Genomic DNA, 21,356 nt, shown 5'->3' with positions numbered 1-21,356 from the left:
AGGCTTTTTCAGTGACCGAGTCGACCCCTGTGGACTGGGAACTGGCGCGCACCCTCGCCTATGAGGCGGGCCGTGCTGCGGTGGGCGGTGTGGAGACGATTCCGCTGGCCGAAGCCGACGGCCGGACCCTCGCGGAGCCGTTGCGCACCCTCACCGACCTGCCCGCCTTCCCCACCTCGAGCATCGACGGCTGGGCGGTGCGCGGCAGTGCGCCGTGGCGTCCGGTCGGCCGGGTGCTGGCCGGCGGCACCCCACCGCCGCTCACCGAGGACGGCGCCTGCGTCGAGATCGCCACCGGCGCCATGGTCCCGGAGCACGCCACCGCCCTGATCCGGATCGAGGACTCGGTCACCGGCGCCGACGGGCGGGTCTCCGGCGAGCCCCGCAGCATCCCCGACTGGCGTCTGCCCGGCGAGGAGGCGCGCCTCGGCGAGGAGCTCTTCCCGGCCGGCACGCCGGTGGATCCGGCGGTCGTCGGGGTGGCGGCCACCTGTGGTTACGAGACCTTGGGCGTACGGTCGGAGCCCCGCGCCGCACTCCTGGTCTTCGGCGACGAACTCCTCACCTCCGGGCCGCCCGGTGACGGCCGGGTGCGCGACTCCCTCGGGCCGCAGGTGCCCGGCTGGCTGCGCCGTTACGGCGCGACCGTCGGCACCGTGACCGGCCCGGTCAAGGACACCCTCGACGCCCACCTCGACGCGATCCGCTCCGCGCTCGACACCGCCGACCTGATCTGCACCACCGGCGGGACGATGAACGGGCCCGTCGACCATCTGCATCCGGCGCTGGCCGAGCTCGGTGCGTCGTACATCGTCAACACCGTCGCCGTCCGCCCCGGCTTCCCGATGCTGCTCGCCCGGGTGCCCGGTCCCGACGGCCGGCCCCGCTTCCTCGCCGGCCTGCCCGGCAACCCGCAGTCCGCGGTGATCGCCCTGGTCACCCTGGTGGCGCCCCTGCTCGCCGGACTACGCGGCCGTAGCCTGCCCCCGCTGCCGTCGGTCGTCGCCGGCACCGACGTGCCCGGCCGCGGCGACTTCACACACCTGGCGCTCGCGGCTCTCGACCCGTCCGGCCGTACCGCGACCCCGGCCGGCCACGTCGGCTCCGCCATGCTGCGCGGCCTGGCCAACTCCCACGGTTTCGTGGTCGTCCGCCCGGGCACCCACGCCACCGCCGGCGACCTGGTGCCGTTCCTGCCCCTTCCACTGACTCCCGGGGAGCGCCCGTGACCACCCCCGCCTCTCCCACCCCACCCTCCGGCTCCGCGCCTGCCGTTTCGGCGTCCTCCGCCTCCGCATCCTCCGCTCCCGTACCTTCGGGGTCTGTCGGTGCCGGAGACGGTGCGCTGTCTCCCGCCGCCGGGGTGATCAGGGCTGAGGTGCTGGACGAGCCGCTGGACCTGGCCGCTCACGAGGCCGCCGTCGCCGACGCGCGAGCCGGTGCCGTCGTCTCCTTCCAGGGCGTCGTCCGTGATCACGACCATGGCCGGGGTGTGACCCTCCTCGAGTACGAGGGCCACCCCACCGCCGCCGCGATCCTGCGCGAGGTGGCCGAGGAGATCGCCGCCGACCCGGACGTCTACGCGGTAGCCGTCTCCCACCGCATCGGAACCCTCCAGATCGGCGACGTCGCCCTGGTCGCCTCGGTGAGCACCGCCCACCGGGCCGCCGCCTTCGCCGCGTGCGCCCGCCTGGTCGACGAGGCCAAGGCCCGCCTGCCGATTTGGAAGCGTCAGGTCTTCCTCGACGGCACCGACGAATGGGTCAACTGCCCCTGACCTCTCAGTCCCGACCCGGCCGAGAGCGGTCCACCCGGAAACAACCACGTCACCGGCCGTAAACCCCGGCTGGTTCTCAGGGCTGTCTCAACCGGCCTGAGACAGCCCTGAGAACCAGCCAAACAAGATCGCCGGCAGACCGCGCCGGGGCCTGGCGAGCCCGCGGTCGAACCGACGGCACCTGCACAAGATCAGTACGCGAGCCGTCGTTCAGACCGCTTACACACCTCCGATACCAGGCCTGCGCGACGGCTGACAGTGCCGCGCCGTGACCGGCGCGGTACCGAGGCTGATGAGCGGCTCCGGGCCGGACGTCGCGATCAAGGAGGGCACGCTCCAAGGGCAGGCGGTGTTCACGGCGAAGGATGCTGGTCAGCGCGGGTGGTGTGACCGACAAGGGACTGCGCCGGTGAGGGCGTCGGCCGTCGGTCAGGGCGGTCATGGGCATGGCGTGAGCGGTGTGGGCGACGGCTTGCGATGGGCCGGTGCGAGCGTCAGCCGTCGGCCAGGACGGTCACCGGCGCGACGTAAGCGGTGAGGGCGACGGCTCCCAATGGGCCGGTGAGGGCGTCGGCCGTCGGTTAGGCCGGTTATGGGCACGGCGTAAGCGGTGTGGGCGACGGCTCGCGCTGGGGGTCAGCCGCCTCGGGGTAGGGGGATGGCGGCCCGCTTCATGCGGGTCAGCGGCGCGGGCAGGCTTGGCGTGCCGTGTCGCCAGGGGAGGGTGTTGACCAGCACGATCAGGGCGACGGCAGGCAGGTTGCAACGGAGCGACCAGGCGGGTGTGCAGACCAGCGCCAGGTATCCGAGGGCGGCAGCTGCCAGGTGGCCCGTTCCGGCGAGACGCGCGGCCCAGGGAGTGCGGCGCGCCGAGAGGGCGGGCCAGGGAGGGCGGCGCGGCGACAGCAAGGGCCAGGGAGGGCGGTGTGGCGGCCGGGACGGCTGGAGGCGGAGGCGTCGTCGCAGGCCGGTGTCGGCCAGGATCAGGATGGCCGGGATTGCCCACAGGCTCTCCGGGGCCGTGGTCACCGGGCCGGCCACGGCTGTGGTCAACCCGATCAGGGTGAACGCGGCGACCTCGTCGCCGGCGGTGTGTGCCGACCTGGCTCGGATCAGGCCCACCGCCACCAGCAGGATGCTGAACGAGAGCCACACCAGGACCGGCGGGGCGGGGAAGTCGTAGAGCCGGGCCATCATCCCGGCCAGGGACTGGTTGGCGGGGTCGCTGATCGGGGCGGGACGGTCGAGTTCCCACATGGTCGTTCCGAACCAGGCGAGAGTCTCGGCCGGCGCCACGGCCAGGGTGAGGACGGTGACCGCTGCTGCGGTTCCCAGGGCGGTGATGGCGGCCCGGCGCTGTCTGGTGATCAGCAGGTAGACGATGCAGAGCACCGGGGCGACGCTGACGGCGGTGGCGACGCCGATCCCGGCGCCCGCCCAGGCACCGGACGCCCACCCGCGGCGCAACGGGCCAGGCCAGGTGGCTTCGATCTGGCGAGCGTCCCGTCGGCGCAGGGCGATCAGGTCGACGGCGAGCAGGCCGAGGATCAGCAGTTCGGGGCGGCCCTGGCCGAGGGCGGCGCGGACCGGTTCGGCGAGTAGCGCCAGGGCGGACACGGCCAGCACGAACGGGACGCGGCGGAGGCCGTGGCGGCGGGCGATCGGGCCGGCCACGACCAGCGCGGTGAGCAGGAGGGCGGCGATTCCGGCGACGGCCAGCAGCCAGCCGGCGAGGTGGAGCGGGAGCAGGACGAGGGGCGCCAGGAGGACGGCCATCGCGGGTGGCAGGGCGGCACCGGCTTGCGAGCCGGGAGCGCGGTACGCGTAGAGCCCGTCCCCGCCCATCCAGCCTCGGATGGCTTCGTGTTCGACGGCGAGGGTGCTCAGCCCGTACCGCTGAAAAGAGACCGTGATGATCGCAAGCGTGACCAGCACGCCCAGCGCAACCGCCGCTGACCGCATGCGCGCCCCCCGTCTCGTTACCGGGCACGGCGTGGCCTGCCGGTGGAACCGCCCGCTTGCTTGACACGGCGAAGCGGTCGGAACGGCGGCAGGTCGTGACCGGCGGAAGCGAGTTCGGGCTGCGTCGAGCGACCCGCGCGGTTCCTCGACCGCTTTAACGCAAAGGCCGCGAGAAGGTTGTTATCCGGGCAATCTGCGCGCTGCGGCGGCCGAGGCTGCGGCGATCTTGGCTTCGCGCTTGGCGGTACGCACCGCGCGTCGCACCGACCGCTGGCTCCGATCGACCGCGTGCGACGTCCGGTAGCGCAGACCGGGCCGGCCCTCGGTGTCGGCAGCGGCCAGCAGCAGCCCGCCGAGCAGGCCGAGGTTGCGCAACTGGTGCTCGCGGTTGCCCTTGTCGGCAAGCGAGTGCGGCACCAGGCCGGCGGCCAGCACCGCGGCGGCCGGACGGGTGAAACGGCCGGTCGCGAGCGCGAGACCGGCCAGCACGTCGGTGACCGCCTTGATTCGGACCAGGGTCAGCGGGTCGGTGGGCAGTCGCGGGTCGGTCCGCTCCAGCAGCGGTGTCACCCGGTCGGTGAGCGGGCGGGCCGCCTCGACCCGGGCCTCCGGCCGGGTCAGGGTGCGGACTCCGTCGAGCACGAAGAACGATGCCAGCATGGCTCGGGCTGCGGTGCGTACGGGCCTCATGCCCCTCGTTATACCCGGATCCGGCCGATCACACCGGCTGCGTGCGGAGGTATCGGCCGAAATGCGGGACGGTGAACGCCACCGTGCCGCGCTCACCCGAGTAGATGAGTCCTTTTTTGATCAGCGCATCGCGGGCCGGGGAGAGGCTGGCCGGCTTGCGCCCGAGGGAGATGGCGATCTCCGACGTCGGCACCGCGGCGTCCATGTCGTTGCCGGGGTCGTCGGAGAGCGCGGCCATGGCCCGCATGTACTCCCGCTCGGCCGGGGTGGCCCGCTCGAACCGGGAGCCGAAGAAGCCGACCGCCAGCTCACCCTCGGCCTCCGGGGCGGCCACCCGGACGTCGTCGGCGGTGATCGGCGACTGCGGCGCGTGGTCCCAGGTGGCCTTGCCGTACGCCTGGACGAAGTACGGATACCCGCCGGACTTCTCGTAGAGCAGGTCCAGGGCCTCCTGGTCGTACTCCACGCCCTCCCGCTCGGCGGGCACGCCCAGCGCCAGGTCGGCGGCGTCCCGGTCGAGCCGGTCGATTCGCGCGTAGCGGAAGAGCCGTTCCGAGTACGACTTGGCGGCCGACAGCACGGCCGGCAGGTGCGGCAGGCCCGCACCGACGACGATCAGCGGGGCGCCCAGCTGGGACAGCTCGTGACAGGCCGCGCAGAGCGCCGACACGTCGGTCGCGCTGAGGTCCTGCATCTCGTCGATGAACAGGGCGATCCCGGTGCCCACGTCGGTGGCCAGCGACGCGGCGTCGGTGAAGAGCTCCACCAGGTCGATCTCGATGTCCCCGGAGTCGGCGCGACCCCGGGCGGGCGGCACGTCGATGCCGGGCGCCCATCGGTCCCGCAGTTTCGCGTTCTCGTCGTTGGCCCGCAGGGCGAACGCCTTCAGCACGCCGAGCACCTCGTCGACCCGGTCCGGATCGCGGTGGTGCGGGGCGAGTTCGCGGATCGCCATGTGCAGGGCGCCGGAGACCGGGCGGCGCAGTGACTGGTCCGGCCGGGCCTCGATCTTGCCGGTGCCCCAGAGCCGGCCGATCGCCGCCGAGCGCAGCGTGTTCAGCAGGACCGTCTTGCCGACGCCGCGCAGGCCGGTGAGGACCAGGCTGCGCTCCGGGCGGCCCCGGGCGACCCGCTCCAGGACCACGTCGAAGACGTCCAGCTCGCGGCCGCGCCCGGCCAGCTCGGGCGGGCGCTGACCGGCGCCGGGAGCGTAGGGATTGCGCACCGGATCCACGCGTAGCACCGTATCGGGCCGTCTAGCGTCAACGCTAGAGTCCGCTCGATATCACCCTCTAGGCTGGTCTAGGCCAGCGGCTAGAAACCGCTAGACGGGCTCATACTCGCGCAGGCACAGGACGAAATCGACGTCGTCGTACTCAGTGTCGTAGTAGTACCACTTGGTGTAGTTAGGTACTTTCGCGCACTTGCTGACAGCGTCTTTCTCCCCTGTCGTGCGCCCGTCGATCCGCTTCAAGATCTGGTACGTGTGCGCCGTGCACGCCACGATCCGCAGCTCCGGCTCGATGTTCGTGCCCTCGTTGCGCACGCACTGCCCGGACGCCGCGAACCGGGCGTCCGCACTGGTCTGCGGCCGCGGCGCGTGCCCGGCCGGAGTGGTGGCGGCGATCGGGGTGGCCGGCGCCGGCGCGTCGTCGCCGGCGAACGCGAACCACGCGGCGGTCGCGACGCCCCCGCCGATCAGCACACTGAGCACGACCATCAGCGCACCCATCGGCAGGCCGGTCCGGCGGCGCGGCGGGGCGTCCGGGGGCGGCGGGGCCGGTGAGTACTGCGGTTGCTGCGGGATCCAGGACGGATCCTGCCCGTGCCAGGGGTCGGCAGCCTCCGAATACGGCTCGTCGGGCTTCCCGTCCTGCCATGGCTGAGCAGGGTACGGCCCGTTCTGCGACATCGGGGGTCCCTCCGGGAGCGGTCTGCGCTGCCTGCCACCGTAGCGTGCGGCGGTCAATCGGATACCTTTCACGTTCGTGTCGTCACAGTTGGTGATCTTGGCCATGCTCTTCGGGGGCGCGGCCGGCATGTTCCTGCCGCGGATCGCGTACCGCCTGACCGTCCCCTTCGGAACTCCGGCCCGACCGTCGTGCGCCGACTGCGACCGGATCTTCCCACCCGGAGCGGCCGGCTGGATCCACATCGGATCGTCCTGCTGCCGTCGCGGCGGATACCGGCCGGCCGCCGTGCTGGCGCTGATCGCCGGCACGCTGGCGGCCCTCCTCGGCCCGGTGCCGCAACTGCCCGTCCACCTGGTCGCGGCCCTGCCCGGCGTTCTGCTCGCGATGATCGACCTGGGCTGCCTCCGCCTGCCGGACCGGCTGGTCGGCGCGCTGACCCTGACCGGCGGTGTGCCGCTCGCGCTGCTCGCGCCGGACCGGATCCTCCCGGCGCTGGCCGCGGCCGCGGTGGTCGGCGGCATCTATCTGCTGATCGCGATGCTGCCCGGGCGAGGACTCGGCCTCGGCGACGTGAAACTGGGCGCGGCACTGGCGTTCCTGCTCGGGTTCGCGGGCTGGCCGGCGGTGGCCGTCGGTTTCGGCACCGCCCACCTGCTCAACGGCGCGATCGCCACCTGGTTGCTGGTGACCCGGCGAGCGCGGCCGATCCCGTTCGGGCCGGCCCTGCTCGCCGGGTTCCTCGCCGGCGTCCTGACAGGGTTTCCGCCAGGCGTCACAGCAGTCTGAGCTGGCGGTCCTTCGGCCGGGCCGGGGCAGCCTCGCCCAGCTTCTCGAAAAGTCCGGAATCGATCACGTCGAGGAACGGCGTGGGGTTCTGCTCCCGTTCGCTGCCGTGCCGGGTCCGCTTCGCCGAGTGGCTGACGTAGAGCCGGTCCTGGGCGCGCGTCAGACCGACGAAGAACAGCCGCCGCTCCTCGGCGATCTCCTCCTCCGACGGCGTCGAACCCGGCCAGCGCAACGGCAGCAGCCCGTCCTCACAGCCGACCAGGAAGACCACCGGGAACTCCAGGCCTTTCGCGGCGTGCAGGGTGAGCAGATTGACCGCCTCGGCCCGCGGGTCCAGCGCGTCCACCTCGGCGCCGGTCGCCAGCTGCTGCAGGAACAGCGACAGGTCGTCACCGACCCGGTTGGCCAGCGGCAGCAGCAGGTCGGCGGCGGTCCAGATGTCCTCGGGGGCGGGCTGGCCGCCGTCCAGGGTGGGCGCGGCGAACCGCTGTGCCAGAACCTGACCGGCCGCCTTGACCCGGACCGCGAGCGTGCCGCCCGAACCGCCCGCGTGCCGCAGCTCCCGGGCGATCTCCTGAACGCCGGGCCGGTCCCGCAGCCGGTTGTGCGAGCGCTTCTGCACCGGCACGCCGGCCCGGGACAGCGCTTCGGCGATCGGCCCGGACTGCGTGTCGGTGCGGTACAGCACGGCGATGTCGGAGAACGAGAGGTTCCCGACGGCGGCGGTACGGGAATCTACCCGGCCCGAGTCGAGCGAGCGGTGCGAGAGACCGCCGACGAGCTCGTCGATGGTACGGACCACGAAGTCCGCCTCGTCGGAGACGCTGCGTGCCGGGTACCGGCCGACCAGCGGGGCTTCCGGGTCGAGCCGGGCCGGATCCAGCCGGCGCCCGCTGACCAGCGTCGACGGGGCGATCGCCTGGACCGCGGCGGCCAGGATCGGTGCCGACGACCGGTAGTTGCGGGTCAGCCGGACCAGCCGGGCGTCCACGAAGTCGGCGTTGAAGCGCAGGAAGTACTGCACGTCGGCGCCACGGAACGAGTAGATCGCCTGGTCCGGGTCGCCGATCGCGCACAGGTTGCCGTCCGGCGGGCTGAGCAGCCGAAGCAGCTCGTACTGCAGGTCGTCGACGTCCTGGTACTCGTCCACGAAGATCCACTGCCAGCGCCGGCGGTACTTCTCGACCAGCGCCTGATCCTCGCGCAGCAGCGCCACCGGCACGCTGATCAGATCGTCCAGGTCGACGAGGTCCTGCTGACGGAGCAGTTTCCGGTACGCCGTGTCGTCGTCCCCGGCCTGCTCGCGCGCCTGCGCCTGCTCGTGCTCGTCGGCGATCCGCCAGCCCGAGCCGAGCCCGGCCGCCTTCGCGTTCTCCTTCAGCACGGTCAGGCCCAAGGAGTGGAACGTGCCCACCGTGATGTCCTCGGCCACGTCCCCGAGCAGCGCTTCGAGGCGCTCCTTGAGCTCGGCGGCGGCCCGCCGGGTGAACGTGATCGCCAGGCAGCGCTCCGGGAACACACCCAGTTCGGCGCAGAGGTACGCGATCCGGTGGGTCAGCGTCCGGGTCTTGCCGGTTCCGGGGCCGGCGACGATCAGCAACGGCCCGCCCGGCGCCGACGCGGCCACCCGCTGCATCGCGTCCAGGCGGTCCAGCAGCCCGGTGCCGACCTCCTCCATCCCGGCCAGCATCGGCTCGAACGGCTCGTGCGGGCTCGGCGGCGGGGCCAGCGGCGGCGGGGCCGGCTTCTCCTTGACGGCCTTCGCCCGGGGCTTCGCGGCGGCCGGTTCGGCCTTGGCCTTCGGCTTCTCCGGGGCCGGGAAGTCGAAAAGCGTCTCCATCTGCGGAGCGCTGTTGCGGTTGCGCAGTTCACCCGGCTCGAACAGGGTGATCACGCCGTACTCCCCGTCGTAGCCGGGCACCCGCCGGACGTCACCGCGCCGCAACCGGGTGATCGCCTCGCGCAGTTCGTCGCCACCCGCCTTGCCGATCTCGTCGACCGGGACCTTGCGCAGGATGTCCAGCTCCGGACCGAGCGTGGCGACCAGATGGTTGAGCTGGGACTCGACAGTCTTCGACTTCGGCCCGACACCGTGGATCTCGCCGACGATCTCGTGCAGCTGGATCAGGTGCTCGACGTGGTCGTCCCGGTGGAAGCCGAGCGGACGGTCGGCCAGGTCCTCGACCCGGCTCAGCACGCCGACGGTCAGCGGCCGCCCGCACTCCGGGCACCGGCCGGCGGCTTCGCGGGTCCGTGCCGGCTCCCAGTTGACGCCGCAGGCGCGGTGGCCGTCGGCGTGGTACTTGCCCTCCTCCGGGAAGAACTCGAGCGTCCCGGCCAGGCCGACACCGTCCTTCACCGCGAAGTAGTCCGGGGTGCCGGTGAACAGGGTCGCCTCCCGGGCCAGAGCGGCCGGGGAATGCGCGTCCGAGTTCGAGACCAGGCGGTACCGGTCGAGGCTGGAGACCCGCCAGTTCATCTCCGGGTCGGAGGAGAGACCGGTCTCCACCGCGGTGATGTGGTCGGCCAGGTCGGCATAGCAGTCGGCGATGGCGTCGAAACCCGACTTGGAACCCAGGGCGGAGAACCACGGCGTCCAGATGTGCGCCGGCACCAGATAGCCGCCGGCCTCCAGGGTGATCTCCAGGAGGTCCCGTGAGTCCAGGCCGAGGATCGGGCGGCCGTCCGCGGTGAGGTTGCCGATCCTCCCCAGCGCGGTGTTGATCCTCTCCACCGACGCGAAGTCGGGCGCGTACAGCAAATGGTGGACCTTGCGGGTCTTGTCGTCCCGCTTGTAGATCGTGGAGATCTCCACGCTCAGCATGAACCGGGCCGGCGTGGAACCACGCAGCGAGCCCGGCAGCCGCCTCGCCACCGGCTTCTCGTCGATGAGCCGGAACAGGCCGGGCTCGGCCGGCTCCAGGCTCTCCTTGAGGTGCTCGAACCACGCCGGATGAGTGAAGTCACCGGTGCCGAGCAGGGCGATGCCCTTACGCCGGGCCCACCAGGCCAGGTTGGGCAGAGTCAGATCACGGCTGCAAGCCCGCGAGTAGCGGGAGTGAATGTGCAGGTCCGCGACATATGTATCCGTGCTGACCTTCACCTGAGGCATCCTGTCACGGCCGTCGGTCTCGCCAAGCATCGCCACGCTCAAACACACTTACCGATCTTGATGGGTTACGCCACACGCAATTCGATGACCGTGACCTGCGGGGGCGCGCCCACCCGCACCGGTGGACCCCAATATCCCGCGCCGTTGGTCACATACACCGGCACGCCGTCCACCTCTCCGAAGCCGGAGACTACCGGCTGCTGCAACTTCACGAGCATGTTGAACGGGGCCATCTGACCACCGTGCGTGTGACCGGACACCTGCAGGTCGACACCGTAGGGCGCGGCCTCCTTCGCCGCCACCGGCTGATGGGCCATCAGCACCACCGGGCGGGCGGTATCCCGATCGCCCAGCGCGCGGGCGAAATCGGGGGCGTCACCCTGCTCCGCGCCGGACAGGTCGTTCACCCCCGCCAGGTCCAGCCCATTGATCGCGACACGCTCGTTGCGCAGCGGCCGCAGCCCCAGCCGGTCCACCTCCTGGATCCACTCCTCGGCCCCGGAGTAGTACTCGTGGTTACCGGTCACGAAGAACGCGCCATGCCGCGATTGGATACCGCCCAGCGGCGCGGCGAACCGGCCCAGCTCGGCGACACTGCCGTCCACCAGGTCGCCGACGACACAGACCAGATCCGCGTTCACCGAGTTGATCACCTGGACGATCCGCTGCGCGTGATTCACCCCGGTCAGCGGCCCGATGTGAATGTCCGAGACCACAGCGATCCGGGTCCCGTCCATCGCACGCGGCAACTTGGCCATCGGCATCTGGAACCGGTCGATCCGCGGCGCGCCGGTCGCGGTCTTCACGCCATAGCCCGTGATACCCGCCGCCGTCAGCCCCGCGAAGATCGCCGTACCCCGGGCCAGCAGGAGCCGCCGCTCGATCCCCTGCTTGTCCGGCGTCTCCCCCACCGCGGAGTCGGCGGCCTTCTGCTCCCCGCCCGTGACGGAGGGCCGCTCGGCGGCACCCTCAGCGACGGCCTGTGCGGTGCCGTCAGCACTCCCGGCCGCAGGGGCCGTCCCGCCCGCAGCGACCGCTTCGGTCGCGGGAACCGTCCCGGCTGCGGGAACCGTTTCGGTCGCGGAAGCCGTCCCGGCCGCGGTGGTCACCGTGGCCCGACTCCCCCGCCCGCCGCGCGCCCACAACCGGACCGCGAGCAGCCGTGGAATCTCCAGCACGAGCAGCGTCACCAGCAGGTAGAACATCACGGCGATCCAGAGATAGCCCGGCCACGCCAGCCACGGAAGATATCCGGCCCGCACCCCGATCAGGGTTGCCGGTGCCAGCACGCAGAGCAGCACCGCCAGAGCCGTCCCGGCTCGGCGCCCGACCCCCGGCCGCAGCGGATCACGAACGAGCCGTTTCCACAGATAGAAGTGGATCAGGCCGATGGTCACCAGGACCATCGCGAAGAATGCGAACAACCCAACCCTCCCCAGCCGGCCGGCCCGTGGCCGTCCCCGCTTCCAGCTTGCCCGACCCAGTGTCCCCGACTTCTGGGAGCCCCCGGGCCCGCGAGCCACCGTTCTGGCCATCCGCAACCGGCCGGGTCCGGCCGCTGGCGGCCGGTCACCGCCTGCTAGCGGGGGTGCCGGTGGCCACCGAGGGCCGCCTGCCCGCAACCGGCAGGGTCCACCTGCCTGTAACTGGCGGGGTCCACCTGCCTGCAACCGGCGGGCTCCGCCGGGCAGCGGCCCACCAACCACCGAATCTGGCAGGCTGCCGGGATGGATCGATTGCTGAGCCGCACGGAAGCCTCCGCAGCGGTAGGGCACCTGGGCTGGCGCTTTCTGCTGGGCGCGCTGTGCACGACGGTGCCGGTCGGCTCGCTCGAGGCCGCAGCCACGGTCGGCGCCCGGGCGGTCGAGGCCTGCGGCGAACACGCGGACGGCCACCTGCGACTGGACCTGCGCCCCGATCGCGTGCTGCTCACCCTGCAGAGCCGAACCGCGGTGGCGGTGACCGCGCGGGACACCGCCCTGGCCGGATCGATTTCGGCCGCGGTCGGCAGCCTCGGTCTGGCGACGACGCCGGCCATCGGAGCGGGAGCACGGTCGCCGCAGGAGCTGGAGATCGCGATCGACGCCCTGGACATCGCCGCGGTCCGCCCGTTCTGGAAGGCGGTGCTGGGTTATGTCGACGAACGCGCCACCGCCGGCCCCGAGGATGCGCTCGTCGACCACTGGGGCCAGGGGCCGCGACTCTGGTTCCAGCAGATGAGCGAACCGCGCCCGCAGCGCAACCGGATCCACGTCGACATCTGCGTCCCGCACGACGAGGCTGCCGCCCGGGTCGCGGCCGCGCTCGCCGCCGGCGGCCGCCTGGTCTCGGACGACAGAGCCCCCGCCTTCTGGGTCCTCGCCGACCACGAGGGCAACGAGGCCTGCGTGACCACTTGGCAGGGCCGCGGCCTCTGAGGAGGCCATGACCGTCACAAGGCCTACGCGGCCACGTCGGAGGCCCGTGGCCTCCCAGGCGGGTATGACGGCCGCGAGGCCACTGGGCCGAGCCGCCATCCCTGACGTAGTCATGACGGCCACGTGCCGGTCAGATAGCGAGCCAACAGGGCAGCATGAGACAGCGGACTCGACGTATCCGCCGGATCACCATTGGTCGTGTAATCGAGGAGGACGAGCCCGTCACCGGTCATCCCGCGCAGACGCTCGACAAGGTCGGGAACACGATGCTCGAGGACCCAGCGGTAAACCGGCAGATAGATCTCCCGCCGCGCGGTCGGATAGTCCAGCAGCTCGGTCCCGTGCAGCCCCGCCCGGTGGCCGCGGACCGGCCCGAAGCGGCGAACCGTCCGTTTGAGCCCCGTCATCCTGGTCACCGTCAGCTTCGACGGGTCCACGTCCGCGCTCTCGAAGACCTTCAGCGCCTGCCAGACGCCTTCCACCGACGCTGCGGTGACACCGGGCGTGAACGGCACCGGAATGCCGCCATGGGGATAGAAGGGGCTCAGCCGCACCCACGGCTCCGGCCCCCGCGAAGTCACGTCGATGGCGCCCGGATCCGGCCGCCGGCGACGGCTGACGACATGCACGGGCATGCCCACCTCCCCTCGAGCTTCGCGGCAGATCCTGCCCGAGGGGTACGACAAAAAAGGTCAGCCTCCGGCGAACGGCGGCAGCACGTCGATCGTCGCTCCCGCCGGCAGGGCCGCGCGCCGATCGTGGCAGGCCAGGCTGTCGACCAGGAAGCTGGCCGATTTCAGGACCAGCGCGAGCCGCTCCCCGTGCCGGTCGGCCACCACCTGGATCAGCTCGTCGAGGGTGGCCGCGTCCACCGTCTCGCTGGAGGTGCCGGCAGCGGCCCGGGCCCCCGCGAAGTAGCGCACTGTGAGCATCAGGCTCAGCCTCCGATGGCGGACATGGGTCGGACCGGCTGCAGGAAGGTCGGGTCGTCGATGCCGTGCCCGGCCCGCTTGCCCCGCATGGCGACCTGCCACGCCGCAGCGATCTCGGCGTCGGTCGCACCCTGACGCAGCAGCCCACGCAGGTCGCTCTCCTCGGTGGCGAAGAGGCAGTTGCGGACCTGGCCGTCGGCGGTCAGTCTGGTCCGGTCGCAGTCGCCGCAGAACGGCCTGGTCACGCTGGCGATGACGCCGACCCGGGCCGGCTCGCCCGCCGCGTCGACGTGACCCGGCACGAGCCAGGTCTCGGCCGGCGCTGTTCCACGTGAAACATCGTCGGGCTGGAGACCGAACGGGGCGAGGGCGGCCAGAATCTCCTCGGCGGTGACCATCTCGTGCCGGTCCCACTGGTGCTGGGCGTCCAGCGGCATCTGCTCGATGAACCGCAGCTGGTAGCCGTGCTCCAGAGCGAACCGCAGCAGGGCCGGCGCCTCGTCGTCGTTGACACCGCGCATCAGCACGGTATTGATCTTCACGGGGGTGAGGCCCGCGTCGGCTGCGGCGCGCAGGCCGGCCAGCACGTCGGCGTGCCGGTCGCGCAGCGTGAGTTCGTGGAACCGAGCCGGGTCGAGGGTGTCGAGCGAGACGTTCACCCGGTCGAGGCCGGCGTCGCGCAGGGCCACGGCGGTCCGGTCCAGGCCGATGCCGTTGGTCGTCACCGACAGCTTGGGCCGCGGGTCGAGCCCGGCCGCGTCCGCGACGATGCCGACCAGGCCGCGCCGGATCAGCGGCTCGCCGCCGGTGAACCGCACCTCGGTCACGCCGAGCTGCTCCACCGCGATCCGGACCAGCCGTTTCACCTCGTCGTCGGTGAGCTGCTGCGGCTGCGGCATCCACGCCAGTCCCTCGGCGGGCATGCAGTAGGTGCAGCGCAGATTGCACCGGTCCGTGAGCGAGACACGGAGATCGGTGGCGACGCGACCGAAACGGTCGACCAGCACGTTGTGCACGGATCGAATCTAGCCGTTTCCCGTTACAACTGCCGCAACGAGTCGGCGGCGTTCCGTACCGCGCCCCGGTATCCGCTGCCGAAGGCGGCGGTGTGCACCAGCAGCAGATGCAACTGATGCAGCGGGATCCGGTCGCGCCAGCCATCGGCCAGGGGCCAGGTCTCCCGATAGGCGCCGAGGATCCGGTCCAGGTGCGGAACGCCGCCGAACAGGGCGAGCGTGGCCAGATCGGTCTCCCGATGGCCGCCATGTGCCGCCGGGTCGACGAGCCAGGCACGGCCGTCCGCCGCCCACAGGAGATTCCCGGGCCACAGGTCGCCGTGGATGCGGGCGGGCGGTTCGCTTCCCCCGTACGCCGCAAGGGTGTTGAGGATCTCCTCGACCACCGCGATGTCGGAGGCGGTCAGCGCACCGCGATCGGCGGAGATCTTGAGGTACGGCGCCAGCCGTCGCTCCGCGAACCAGGGCGCCCAGTCGTCACCCGGCGTGTTGTCCAGCGACAACGGCCCGATATAACCGGATCGTCCGGCCCCGAAGCTGGCAGCCCCGCATCGGTGCAGCTCGGCCAGCTCCCGCCCGAACCGTTCGGCAGCCGCCGGGGAGGGTGGACCAGGCTCGATCCACTCCATCGCGAGCAGGTCGGGAAGAGCGACGAGAACTTCCGGCACGGGTACGCTCCCCGCCTCCCGAAGCCAGGCCAGCCCCGCCGCCTCCACCTCGAACAGGCCCGCCGGCGCCGGCCCGGACGGCCAGGTCTTGGCGAACAGTGACGTGCCGTCGTCCAGCGTCAGCCGGCTGGCCGAGCAGACGCCGCTGCTCACCGGCGTCTCGCGGATCCGTTGATGGGTGAGAAATGTCGGTAGGTGCTGCGGGTGCGCGCGCAGATACGCAAGGTCCACCCGGTTATCTTCCGCTTCCGGTGACGTACGTCTCCATTTGGAGGCAAGATGGCGACATGACCCCTGTCATCGTGCGCTCGTACCGCCCGAGTGACCACTCCGCGGGCCGCCGGCTGTGGACCGAGCTCACCCGGCAGCACAACGAGATGTACGGCGAGCACAGGGACGACGGCGGCGCCGGTTTCGAGGAGTACCTGACCCGCCTCGACCTCAGTGGCCTCTGGGTCGCCGACCACGCCGACGACGGTGTGATCGGGATGGTCGGGCTGATCATGCGGGGCCGGGCCGGCGAGGTGGACCCGGTCGTCGTGACCATCACGCACCGGCACAAAGGGGTCGGCCGCCAGCTGCTGCAACACGTCGCCGACGAGGCGAAACGCCGCAGCATGACCTCGCTGACGATCTCGCCGGAGTCCCGCAACGTCGAGGCGATCCGCAGTCTGCACGCCGCCGGGTACGACGTGGTCTCGTCGATCGAACTGACCATGGATCTGGACCGGCACACCCATGCCCGGCACCGTGAGGGCCTGCAGTTGCACGAGTTGCCGTTCCGCTCCTAGCAGCGGTTTCCCGCCGTCGCACTGTGGACGGCATGGCGTGTCGTCCACAGGCCCACCAACGGATCTCCGGACTCGGCCACGCTGCCCGGCATGAGATCCGACTGCTCGCTTCCGCTCCGTACGCCTGCCGATCTCCTCGCCGCCCTGCCGTACCTGCTGGGCTATCACCCGCACGACGCCGTCGCGCTGGTCGGCCTGCGCGGTCACGACCTGGAGTTCAGCGCCTGTTTCGACCTGCCGCCGCCGGATCAGGGCGACGTGGCGCTCCGGGCCGGGGCCTGGGAGATCGCCGTGACGATCGCTCGTCAGGAGCCGCAGTCGGTGGTGATCGTGGGGTACGGGCCACCGCAGCGGGTCACCCCGATGACCCTGCATCTCGCTGAGGCGCTGCGGATCGTCGAGGTGCGCATCGACGACGCGATCCGGGTGTCAGGCGGGCGCTGGTGGTCGTACCTGTGCAGTGAGCCGCGCTGCTGCCCGCCCGAGGGCGGGCTCTGCCTGCCGCCGGACAGCGTGGTCGCGGCCCGGGCGACCTACCTGGGGCAGGTGGCGCTGCCCAGCCGCGCGCACCTGGTCGCCCAGGTCGCGGCGGTGCAGGGGCCGGCCCGGGAGGCGATGGTGGCGGCCACCGAGCGGGCCCGCAGCCGGTTCGCCGGCCTGCTGACCGGCGAGCGGCCCGGCCGGCGGATCAGGCAGGCCGGTCGTCTCGCCGTCCGCGAGGCGGAGAAGCGGTACCGGTCCGGCGCCGCGCTCACCGACGACGACGTCGCCTGGCTCGGTGTGCTGCTGGCGGACCGGGCCATCGAGGACTTCGCGCTCGACCGGTGCGCCCCGGACGACTGGCGGGTCGCGCTCTGGACCGACGTGCTACGCCGGGCCGAGCCGGTCCACGTGCCGGCGCCCGCCTGCCTGCTCGGGTTCACCGCGTGGCGGGCCGGCCTGGGCGCGCTGGCCCGGGTCGCGGTGAACCGGGCGCTCCTCGCCGAACCCGGCCACCAGCTCGCCCGCATGCTGGACGAACTGCTCGATCACGGCATCTCGCCGGGCAGGGTGACGCGGTGGGCCCCGGAGTAGACGTTCATGGTGGGCTCCCGCAGGAAGCCGACCAGGGTCATCCCGGCCTCCTCGGCCAGCTCCACGGCCAGGGTGCTGGGCGCGGAGACGGCCGCCAGCAGCGGCAGGCCGGCCATCCAGGCCTTCTGCGTCAGCTCGAAACTGGCCCGGCCGGACACCATCAGCACGTGCCCGGCCAGCGGCAGGCGGCCCTCCCGCAGCGCCCACCCGAGCACCTTGTCGACGGCGTTGTGCCGGCCCACGTCCTCGCGCAGCACGAGCAGCTCACCGGCGGCGGTGAAGAGCCCGGCGGCGTGCAGACCGCCGGTCCGGTCGAACGTCCGCTGGGCGGCCCGCAGCTTCTCCGGCAACCCGGCGAGAGTACGGGCCGGGATCTCCAGCGGGTCGGCGGCGACGTCGTGGGGCGACCGGGTGCGTACCGCGTCGATGCTCGCCTTGCCGCAGACCCCGCACGAGCTGGTGGTGTAGAAGTTCCGGCTCGGGTCGGTGACCGGCGGTGGCACATCCGGGCCGAGCACCACATCCACCACGTTGTACGTGTTCGGCGTGTCCGTCCCCGCGCACAGCTGTGCCGTCGTCACGTCCTCGGCCCGGCTGATCACCCCTTCGCTGAGCAGGAAGCCCATCGCGAGATCGATGTCGTGGCCGGGGGTCCGCATGGTGACCGCCAGCGGTGCCTTGCGCACCCGGATCTCCAGCGGCTCCTCGGCCGCGAGATGGTCCTGGCGACGGCGGCTCCGCGGTGGCGCGCTGACATCGATCGTGACGACCGAACGGCGGCTCGTGCTCCTGCCCATGGCCGTCCCCTTATGGCGTCGAACCGAGCGCGTGGTCACGTCCGGCACGCGCTCGGGATACGGTACTCACGTGGGGGGATTCGCGGCAGTGGTCTTGGCCGGTGGTGCGGCACGGCGGATGGGCGGCGCCGACAAGCCGACCCTGACGGTGGCCGGTCAGTCGATGCTGACCAGGGTGCTGGCAGCGGTGCACGACGCCGACCCGCGCGTCGTCGTCGGGCGGATACCGGCCGACTTCCCGGTTCCGGTGCACGTCACCCGGGAGGAGCCGGCCGGCGGTGGCCCGGTCGCGGCCGCCGCGGCGGGGCTCGCCCTGGTCCCGGAGAAGGTGACCTACACGGCCCTGCTCGCGGCCGACCTGCCGTTGCTGACCGGCGAGGCGATCGATGTGCTGCGGCTCACCCTGGAGTCGGCGCCGATGGACGGGGCGCTCTACCGGGACACCGACGGCCATCTCCAGTTGCTCTGCGGCGTGTGGCGGACGGCGGGGCTGCGGGCCGCGCTGGCCCGGCTCGCCGAGGCGCGGGGCGGGCTGCACGGCGCGCCGGTGCGGGAGCTGCTGCAGCACTCCCGGGTGGCGGAGGTGTCGTGGCGGCGGCCGGGACCGCCGCCGTGGTTCGACTGCGACACCGACGACGATCTGCGCACGGCGGAGGAGTGGGCCCAATGAGCGAGCTTGACGACTGGGTGGCGGAAGTCACGGCTGAGCTGGGGCTCGGCGAGGTCCGGGTGCCGGCCAAGGAGGTGCTCGACGTGGCCCGGGATGTGGCCCACAACGTGCTCCGGCCCGGGGCGCCCGTCTCGGCGTACCTGCTCGGCCTCGCCGTCGCCGGGGGCGCCGATCCGGCCGAGGCAGCGGCCCGGATCAGCGCGCTGGCGGTCGCCCGGGCGAAGCCCGCCGAATGAAACCCACCGGTCCACGCTGGACCCGGCTCGCTCGATAGGGTGACGGGGACGGAGGTGCGATCATGACGGCAGAAGCCGCTGGCGAGGCGTACGAAGGCGGGCTCCTCGACGAGCCGACCACGGCCGACCTACGGGCGAAGGTGACCGAGGCGTGGCGTGAGTTCGCCGGGGCACTGGCCGGTCTGCTGCCGACCCTGCAGCCGGGCTCCCACATCGACCTCACGCTGGACCCGACGGCTTCGGGCACCGGCACCGCGGTCTACTCGGTGAGCATCCGGGTGCTGCCCGACGGCGTCGTCGAGGCGCTCGCGGTCGGTAACGCGGCCCTGCCGCAGGAGTTCCGGATGGACCGGGCGGCGGTCGCCGACCTGGTCGCTCTCGGCTGGTCGCCGCCGGGCGTGCTGGCCGGCTCGGGAGACTCGTTCGGCCTGCGGTCCGCGCAGGACAAGGGCACCCAGCTCGCCACGATCATCACCCGGACGCTGCGCGATGTGTACGGCGCTCCGCACCCCGCCTTCCTGGTCTACCTGGTGCACGACGAGGAGGACGAGCCGATCGAGGCCAGTCCGCTCGGCACCGCCCGGCACGAGCCGAGCATCGAGGACGGCCTGAGCCTGGACGACCTGGACGACGACGACGCCCTGCACGCGGCGCTCGCCGGGGTCGCCGACGACGTGGTGCCGCTGGACGAGCGGGTCCGTACGGTCGTCGCCACCATGTCCAAGACCACCGTCGACCAGCTTCAGGTCGACGCCGACGGTGACATCGGCATCCGGGCCGGCTCGGCGATGGTGTTCGTCCGGGTCCGGGACAACCCGCCGCTGGTCGACGTCTTCTCCCCGATCCTGACCGAGGTCGAGCCGAGCGAGCAGCTCTACGTGAAGCTGTCCGAGCTGACCAACCGGATGCCGATCGGCCGGCTGTACTGCGCGCAGGACACGGTCTGGGCGTCGATCCCGGTGTTCGGCCGCAACTTCCAGGCGATCCACCTGATGCTGGCGGTGCAGGTGATGACCGGGCTGGCCGACGAGCTGGACGACCGGCTGCACGGCGAGTTCGGTGGCAAGCGGTTCTTCGGTGAGGGCGACAAGCCGACGGCCCCGAAGCCCGACGAGGAGGGGCACCGCCCCGGGATGTACCTCTAGGAGTTCAGAGGAATCGCGGTCGGTGTCTCCACCAGCCGCGACAGCACCACCATGCTGCGGGTGGAGGTCACGAACGGCTCTGCCCGCAGCCTCTCCAGCGCCTGCTCCAGGTGACCGATGTCGGCGGCCCGCAGGTGGACGAGCGCGTCCGCCTGCCCGGAGACGGTGTAGGCCCCGACCACCTCGGGGTGCCGCCGGGTCGCCACGGTGATCTGTGCCGGTGTGGTCCGCCCGGTGCAGAACAGCTCGACGAACGCCTCGGTCGTCCAGCCCACCGCGGACGGCTCGATGACGGCGGTGAATCCTTTGATCACGCCGGTGGAGCGCAGGCGATCGACGCGACGCTTCACCGCGGGAGCCGACAGCGAGACCTTGGTGCCGATGTCTGCGTACGAAGCGCGGGCATCAGCGACGAGCAACGCAATAATTCGCTGGTCGACGGCGTCCATCTGCAACGATCCGCCTCCAGAGAGCAAGATTTCGAGCTGTTTGCTGCAACCTAGCCTACTTACTCTTTAACCTCATGAGCTACACGGAGCGCTTGCCGCGAAACAGGACATATCTGATGTGTCCCCCTGAGCATTTCACGGTCGAGTACGCCATCAACCCCTGGATGGACACCACGGTGGCGGTCGACACCGCCCTCGCCCTCAAGCAGTGGGAAGAGCTTCGGACCACACTCACCGGCCTCGGGCACGTCGTGCACGTGCTCGACCCGGAGCCCGGCCTGCCCGACATGGTCTACGCGGCCAACGGCGCCTTCTCCGTCGACGGCACCGTCTACGGCGCCCGGTTCCTGCACCCGCAGCGGGCCGCCGAGGCCGTCGCCCACCAGGCGTTCTACCTTGCCGAGGGCTGGAAGTTCGTGGCTCCCGCGCAGGTCAACGAGGGTGAGGGCGATTTCGCCTACCTCCCCGGCGCCCACGGCGGCCTGGTGCTGGCCGGCCATGGCTACCGCACCGACCCGTCCGCGCACGCCGAGGCGCAGGAGGTGCTGGGCCGCCCGGTGATCTCGCTCAAGCTGATCGACCCGGCGTACTACCACCTGGACACCGCGCTGGCCGCCCTGGACGACGAGAACGTCACCTACTACCCCGGCGCCTTCTCCGAGGGCTCGCAGCGGGTGCTGGAGCGCCTCTTCCCGCACGCGGTGATCGCCGACCGGGACGACGCCGAGGCCTTCGGTCTGAACCTGGTCAGCGACGGCCGCCATGTGATCCTCAACACCGACGCGACCGCCATGGGACGCAAGGTGCAGGACGCGGGATACGTCCCGGTTCACGTGGACCTCTCCGAGCTCAAGCGCGGCGGCGGCAGCGTCAAATGCGCGGTGGCTGAACTCCGGCCCTGAAACGAGCATCGCTCGAACC

General features: G+C 71.8%; 22 protein-coding genes. 10 read left to right on the top strand and 12 right to left on the bottom strand.

The annotated features are described in order from the left end of the window. The first annotated feature begins 11 nt into the window (after window positions 1-11). Complete coding sequence (locus ACZ3II_RS05545) at window positions 12-1,229, top strand: molybdopterin molybdotransferase MoeA (protein ID WP_465516382.1); 1,218 nt, start codon at window positions 12-14, stop codon at window positions 1,227-1,229. Window positions 1,230-1,363: 134 nt separating this feature from the next. Continuing rightward, window positions 1,364-1,777 carry a molybdenum cofactor biosynthesis protein MoaE gene (locus ACZ3II_RS05540; protein WP_465516381.1) on the top strand — a complete coding sequence of 138 codons (414 nt, stop codon included), beginning with the start codon at window positions 1,364-1,366 and terminating at the stop codon, window positions 1,775-1,777. Between the two features lie 636 nt (window positions 1,778-2,413). Here the strand turns inward: ACZ3II_RS05540 and ACZ3II_RS05535 are convergent. From ACZ3II_RS05535 to ACZ3II_RS05520, 4 genes are all read right to left on the bottom strand, one after another. Beyond that, window positions 2,414-3,739 (bottom strand): glycosyltransferase family 87 protein, encoded by a 1,326-nt coding sequence (locus ACZ3II_RS05535; RefSeq protein WP_465516380.1) that lies wholly within the window; start codon window positions 3,737-3,739, stop codon window positions 2,414-2,416. A 180-nt stretch (window positions 3,740-3,919) separates the two neighbouring features. Further along, complete coding sequence (locus tag ACZ3II_RS05530; RefSeq protein WP_465516379.1) at window positions 3,920-4,429, bottom strand: DoxX family membrane protein; 510 nt, start codon at window positions 4,427-4,429, stop codon at window positions 3,920-3,922. A 28-nt stretch (window positions 4,430-4,457) separates the two neighbouring features. After that, window positions 4,458-5,663: an AAA family ATPase gene (locus ACZ3II_RS05525; RefSeq protein WP_465516378.1), complete on the bottom strand. Its 1,206-nt coding sequence runs from the start codon at window positions 5,661-5,663 to the stop codon at window positions 4,458-4,460. Window positions 5,664-5,753: 90 nt separating this feature from the next. Further along, on the bottom strand, window positions 5,754-6,341 hold the full coding sequence (locus ACZ3II_RS05520) for an LppU/SCO3897 family protein (RefSeq protein ID WP_465516377.1): 588 nt from the start codon (window positions 6,339-6,341) through the stop codon (window positions 5,754-5,756). A gap of 76 nt (window positions 6,342-6,417) precedes the next feature. Between ACZ3II_RS05520 and ACZ3II_RS05515 the strand changes: the two genes are divergently transcribed. Beyond that, window positions 6,418-7,128 (top strand): prepilin peptidase, encoded by a 711-nt coding sequence (locus ACZ3II_RS05515; RefSeq protein ID WP_465516376.1) that lies wholly within the window; start codon window positions 6,418-6,420, stop codon window positions 7,126-7,128. Here ACZ3II_RS05515 and ACZ3II_RS05510 read toward each other — a convergent pair. Together ACZ3II_RS05510 and ACZ3II_RS05505 are read right to left on the bottom strand one after the other, a co-directional pair. Beyond that, entirely contained in the window at window positions 7,115-10,240 is a 3,126-nt protein-coding gene (locus ACZ3II_RS05510; RefSeq protein ID WP_465516375.1) for a UvrD-helicase domain-containing protein, read from the bottom strand. The genes ACZ3II_RS05515 and ACZ3II_RS05510 overlap by 14 nt on opposite strands. Window positions 10,241-10,305: 65 nt before the next feature. Then, window positions 10,306-11,646, bottom strand: coding sequence for a metallophosphoesterase (locus ACZ3II_RS05505; protein ID WP_465516621.1), 1,341 nt, complete (start codon window positions 11,644-11,646; stop codon window positions 10,306-10,308). A gap of 321 nt (window positions 11,647-11,967) precedes the next feature. Here ACZ3II_RS05505 and ACZ3II_RS05500 point away from each other — a divergent pair, with 321 nt between their 5' ends. Beyond that, window positions 11,968-12,657, top strand: coding sequence for a VOC family protein (locus tag ACZ3II_RS05500; RefSeq protein ID WP_465516374.1), 690 nt, complete (start codon window positions 11,968-11,970; stop codon window positions 12,655-12,657). A 110-nt stretch (window positions 12,658-12,767) separates the two neighbouring features. Here the strand turns inward: ACZ3II_RS05500 and ACZ3II_RS05495 are convergent, their stop codons facing one another. The 4 genes from ACZ3II_RS05495 to ACZ3II_RS05480 are packed head-to-tail and all read right to left on the bottom strand — an operon-like array spanning window position 12,768 to window position 15,504. Continuing rightward, complete coding sequence (locus tag ACZ3II_RS05495) at window positions 12,768-13,292, bottom strand: DUF6939 family protein (protein ID WP_465516373.1); 525 nt, start codon at window positions 13,290-13,292, stop codon at window positions 12,768-12,770. A 57-nt stretch (window positions 13,293-13,349) separates the two neighbouring features. Next, window positions 13,350-13,589, bottom strand: coding sequence for a MoaD/ThiS family protein (locus ACZ3II_RS05490; protein WP_465516372.1), 240 nt, complete (start codon window positions 13,587-13,589; stop codon window positions 13,350-13,352). Between the two features lie 5 nt (window positions 13,590-13,594). Then, window positions 13,595-14,614, bottom strand: a complete 1,020-nt coding sequence (gene moaA / locus ACZ3II_RS05485; protein ID WP_465516620.1) for a GTP 3',8-cyclase MoaA — start codon at window positions 14,612-14,614, stop codon at window positions 13,595-13,597. Between the two features lie 14 nt (window positions 14,615-14,628). Then, complete coding sequence (locus ACZ3II_RS05480; protein WP_465516371.1) at window positions 14,629-15,504, bottom strand: fructosamine kinase family protein; 876 nt, start codon at window positions 15,502-15,504, stop codon at window positions 14,629-14,631. A gap of 56 nt (window positions 15,505-15,560) precedes the next feature. Here ACZ3II_RS05480 and ACZ3II_RS05475 point away from each other — a divergent pair, with 56 nt between their 5' ends. Both ACZ3II_RS05475 and ACZ3II_RS05470 read left to right on the top strand, forming a co-directional pair. Continuing rightward, window positions 15,561-16,064 (top strand): GNAT family N-acetyltransferase, encoded by a 504-nt coding sequence (locus ACZ3II_RS05475; protein ID WP_465516370.1) that lies wholly within the window; start codon window positions 15,561-15,563, stop codon window positions 16,062-16,064. Between the two features lie 90 nt (window positions 16,065-16,154). Then, window positions 16,155-17,138, top strand: a complete 984-nt coding sequence (locus ACZ3II_RS05470; RefSeq protein ID WP_465516369.1) for a DUF4192 domain-containing protein — start codon at window positions 16,155-16,157, stop codon at window positions 17,136-17,138. Here the strand turns inward: ACZ3II_RS05470 and fdhD are convergent. Beyond that, complete coding sequence (fdhD, locus tag ACZ3II_RS05465) at window positions 17,093-17,935, bottom strand: formate dehydrogenase accessory sulfurtransferase FdhD (RefSeq protein ID WP_465516368.1); 843 nt, start codon at window positions 17,933-17,935, stop codon at window positions 17,093-17,095. The genes ACZ3II_RS05470 and fdhD overlap by 46 nt on opposite strands. 70 nt (window positions 17,936-18,005) lie before the next feature. On the opposite strand from fdhD, the gene ACZ3II_RS05460 reads away from it, so the two are divergent. The 3 genes from ACZ3II_RS05460 (at window position 18,006) to ACZ3II_RS05450 (ending at window position 19,986) form a co-directional block, all read left to right on the top strand. Continuing rightward, window positions 18,006-18,605: an NTP transferase domain-containing protein gene (locus tag ACZ3II_RS05460; RefSeq protein WP_465516367.1), complete on the top strand. Its 600-nt coding sequence runs from the start codon at window positions 18,006-18,008 to the stop codon at window positions 18,603-18,605. Beyond that, window positions 18,602-18,841: a DUF6457 domain-containing protein gene (locus tag ACZ3II_RS05455; protein ID WP_465516366.1), complete on the top strand. Its 240-nt coding sequence runs from the start codon at window positions 18,602-18,604 to the stop codon at window positions 18,839-18,841. The genes ACZ3II_RS05460 and ACZ3II_RS05455 overlap by 4 nt, the downstream gene beginning before the upstream one ends. Window positions 18,842-18,903: 62 nt before the next feature. Beyond that, a complete protein-coding gene (locus ACZ3II_RS05450; protein WP_465516365.1) occupies window positions 18,904-19,986 on the top strand; it encodes a T3SS (YopN, CesT) and YbjN peptide-binding chaperone 1 in 1,083 nt (360 codons plus the stop codon). On the opposite strand, the gene ACZ3II_RS05445 is transcribed toward ACZ3II_RS05450, so the two are convergent. Next, window positions 19,983-20,441, bottom strand: coding sequence for an Lrp/AsnC family transcriptional regulator (locus tag ACZ3II_RS05445; RefSeq protein WP_465516364.1), 459 nt, complete (start codon window positions 20,439-20,441; stop codon window positions 19,983-19,985). The genes ACZ3II_RS05450 and ACZ3II_RS05445 overlap by 4 nt on opposite strands. A 68-nt stretch (window positions 20,442-20,509) precedes the next feature. Here ACZ3II_RS05445 and ddaH point away from each other — a divergent pair, with 68 nt between their 5' ends. Then, window positions 20,510-21,337, top strand: coding sequence for a dimethylargininase (ddaH, locus tag ACZ3II_RS05440; protein WP_465516363.1), 828 nt, complete (start codon window positions 20,510-20,512; stop codon window positions 21,335-21,337). Window positions 21,338-21,356: the final 19 nt, after the last annotated feature.

The sequence above is a fragment of the Actinoplanes sp. NPDC019969 genome (genome assembly GCF_055562375.1).
The sequence above is the reverse complement of the archived record's forward strand: the minus strand, read 5'-3'. Positions and strand labels throughout refer to the sequence as shown.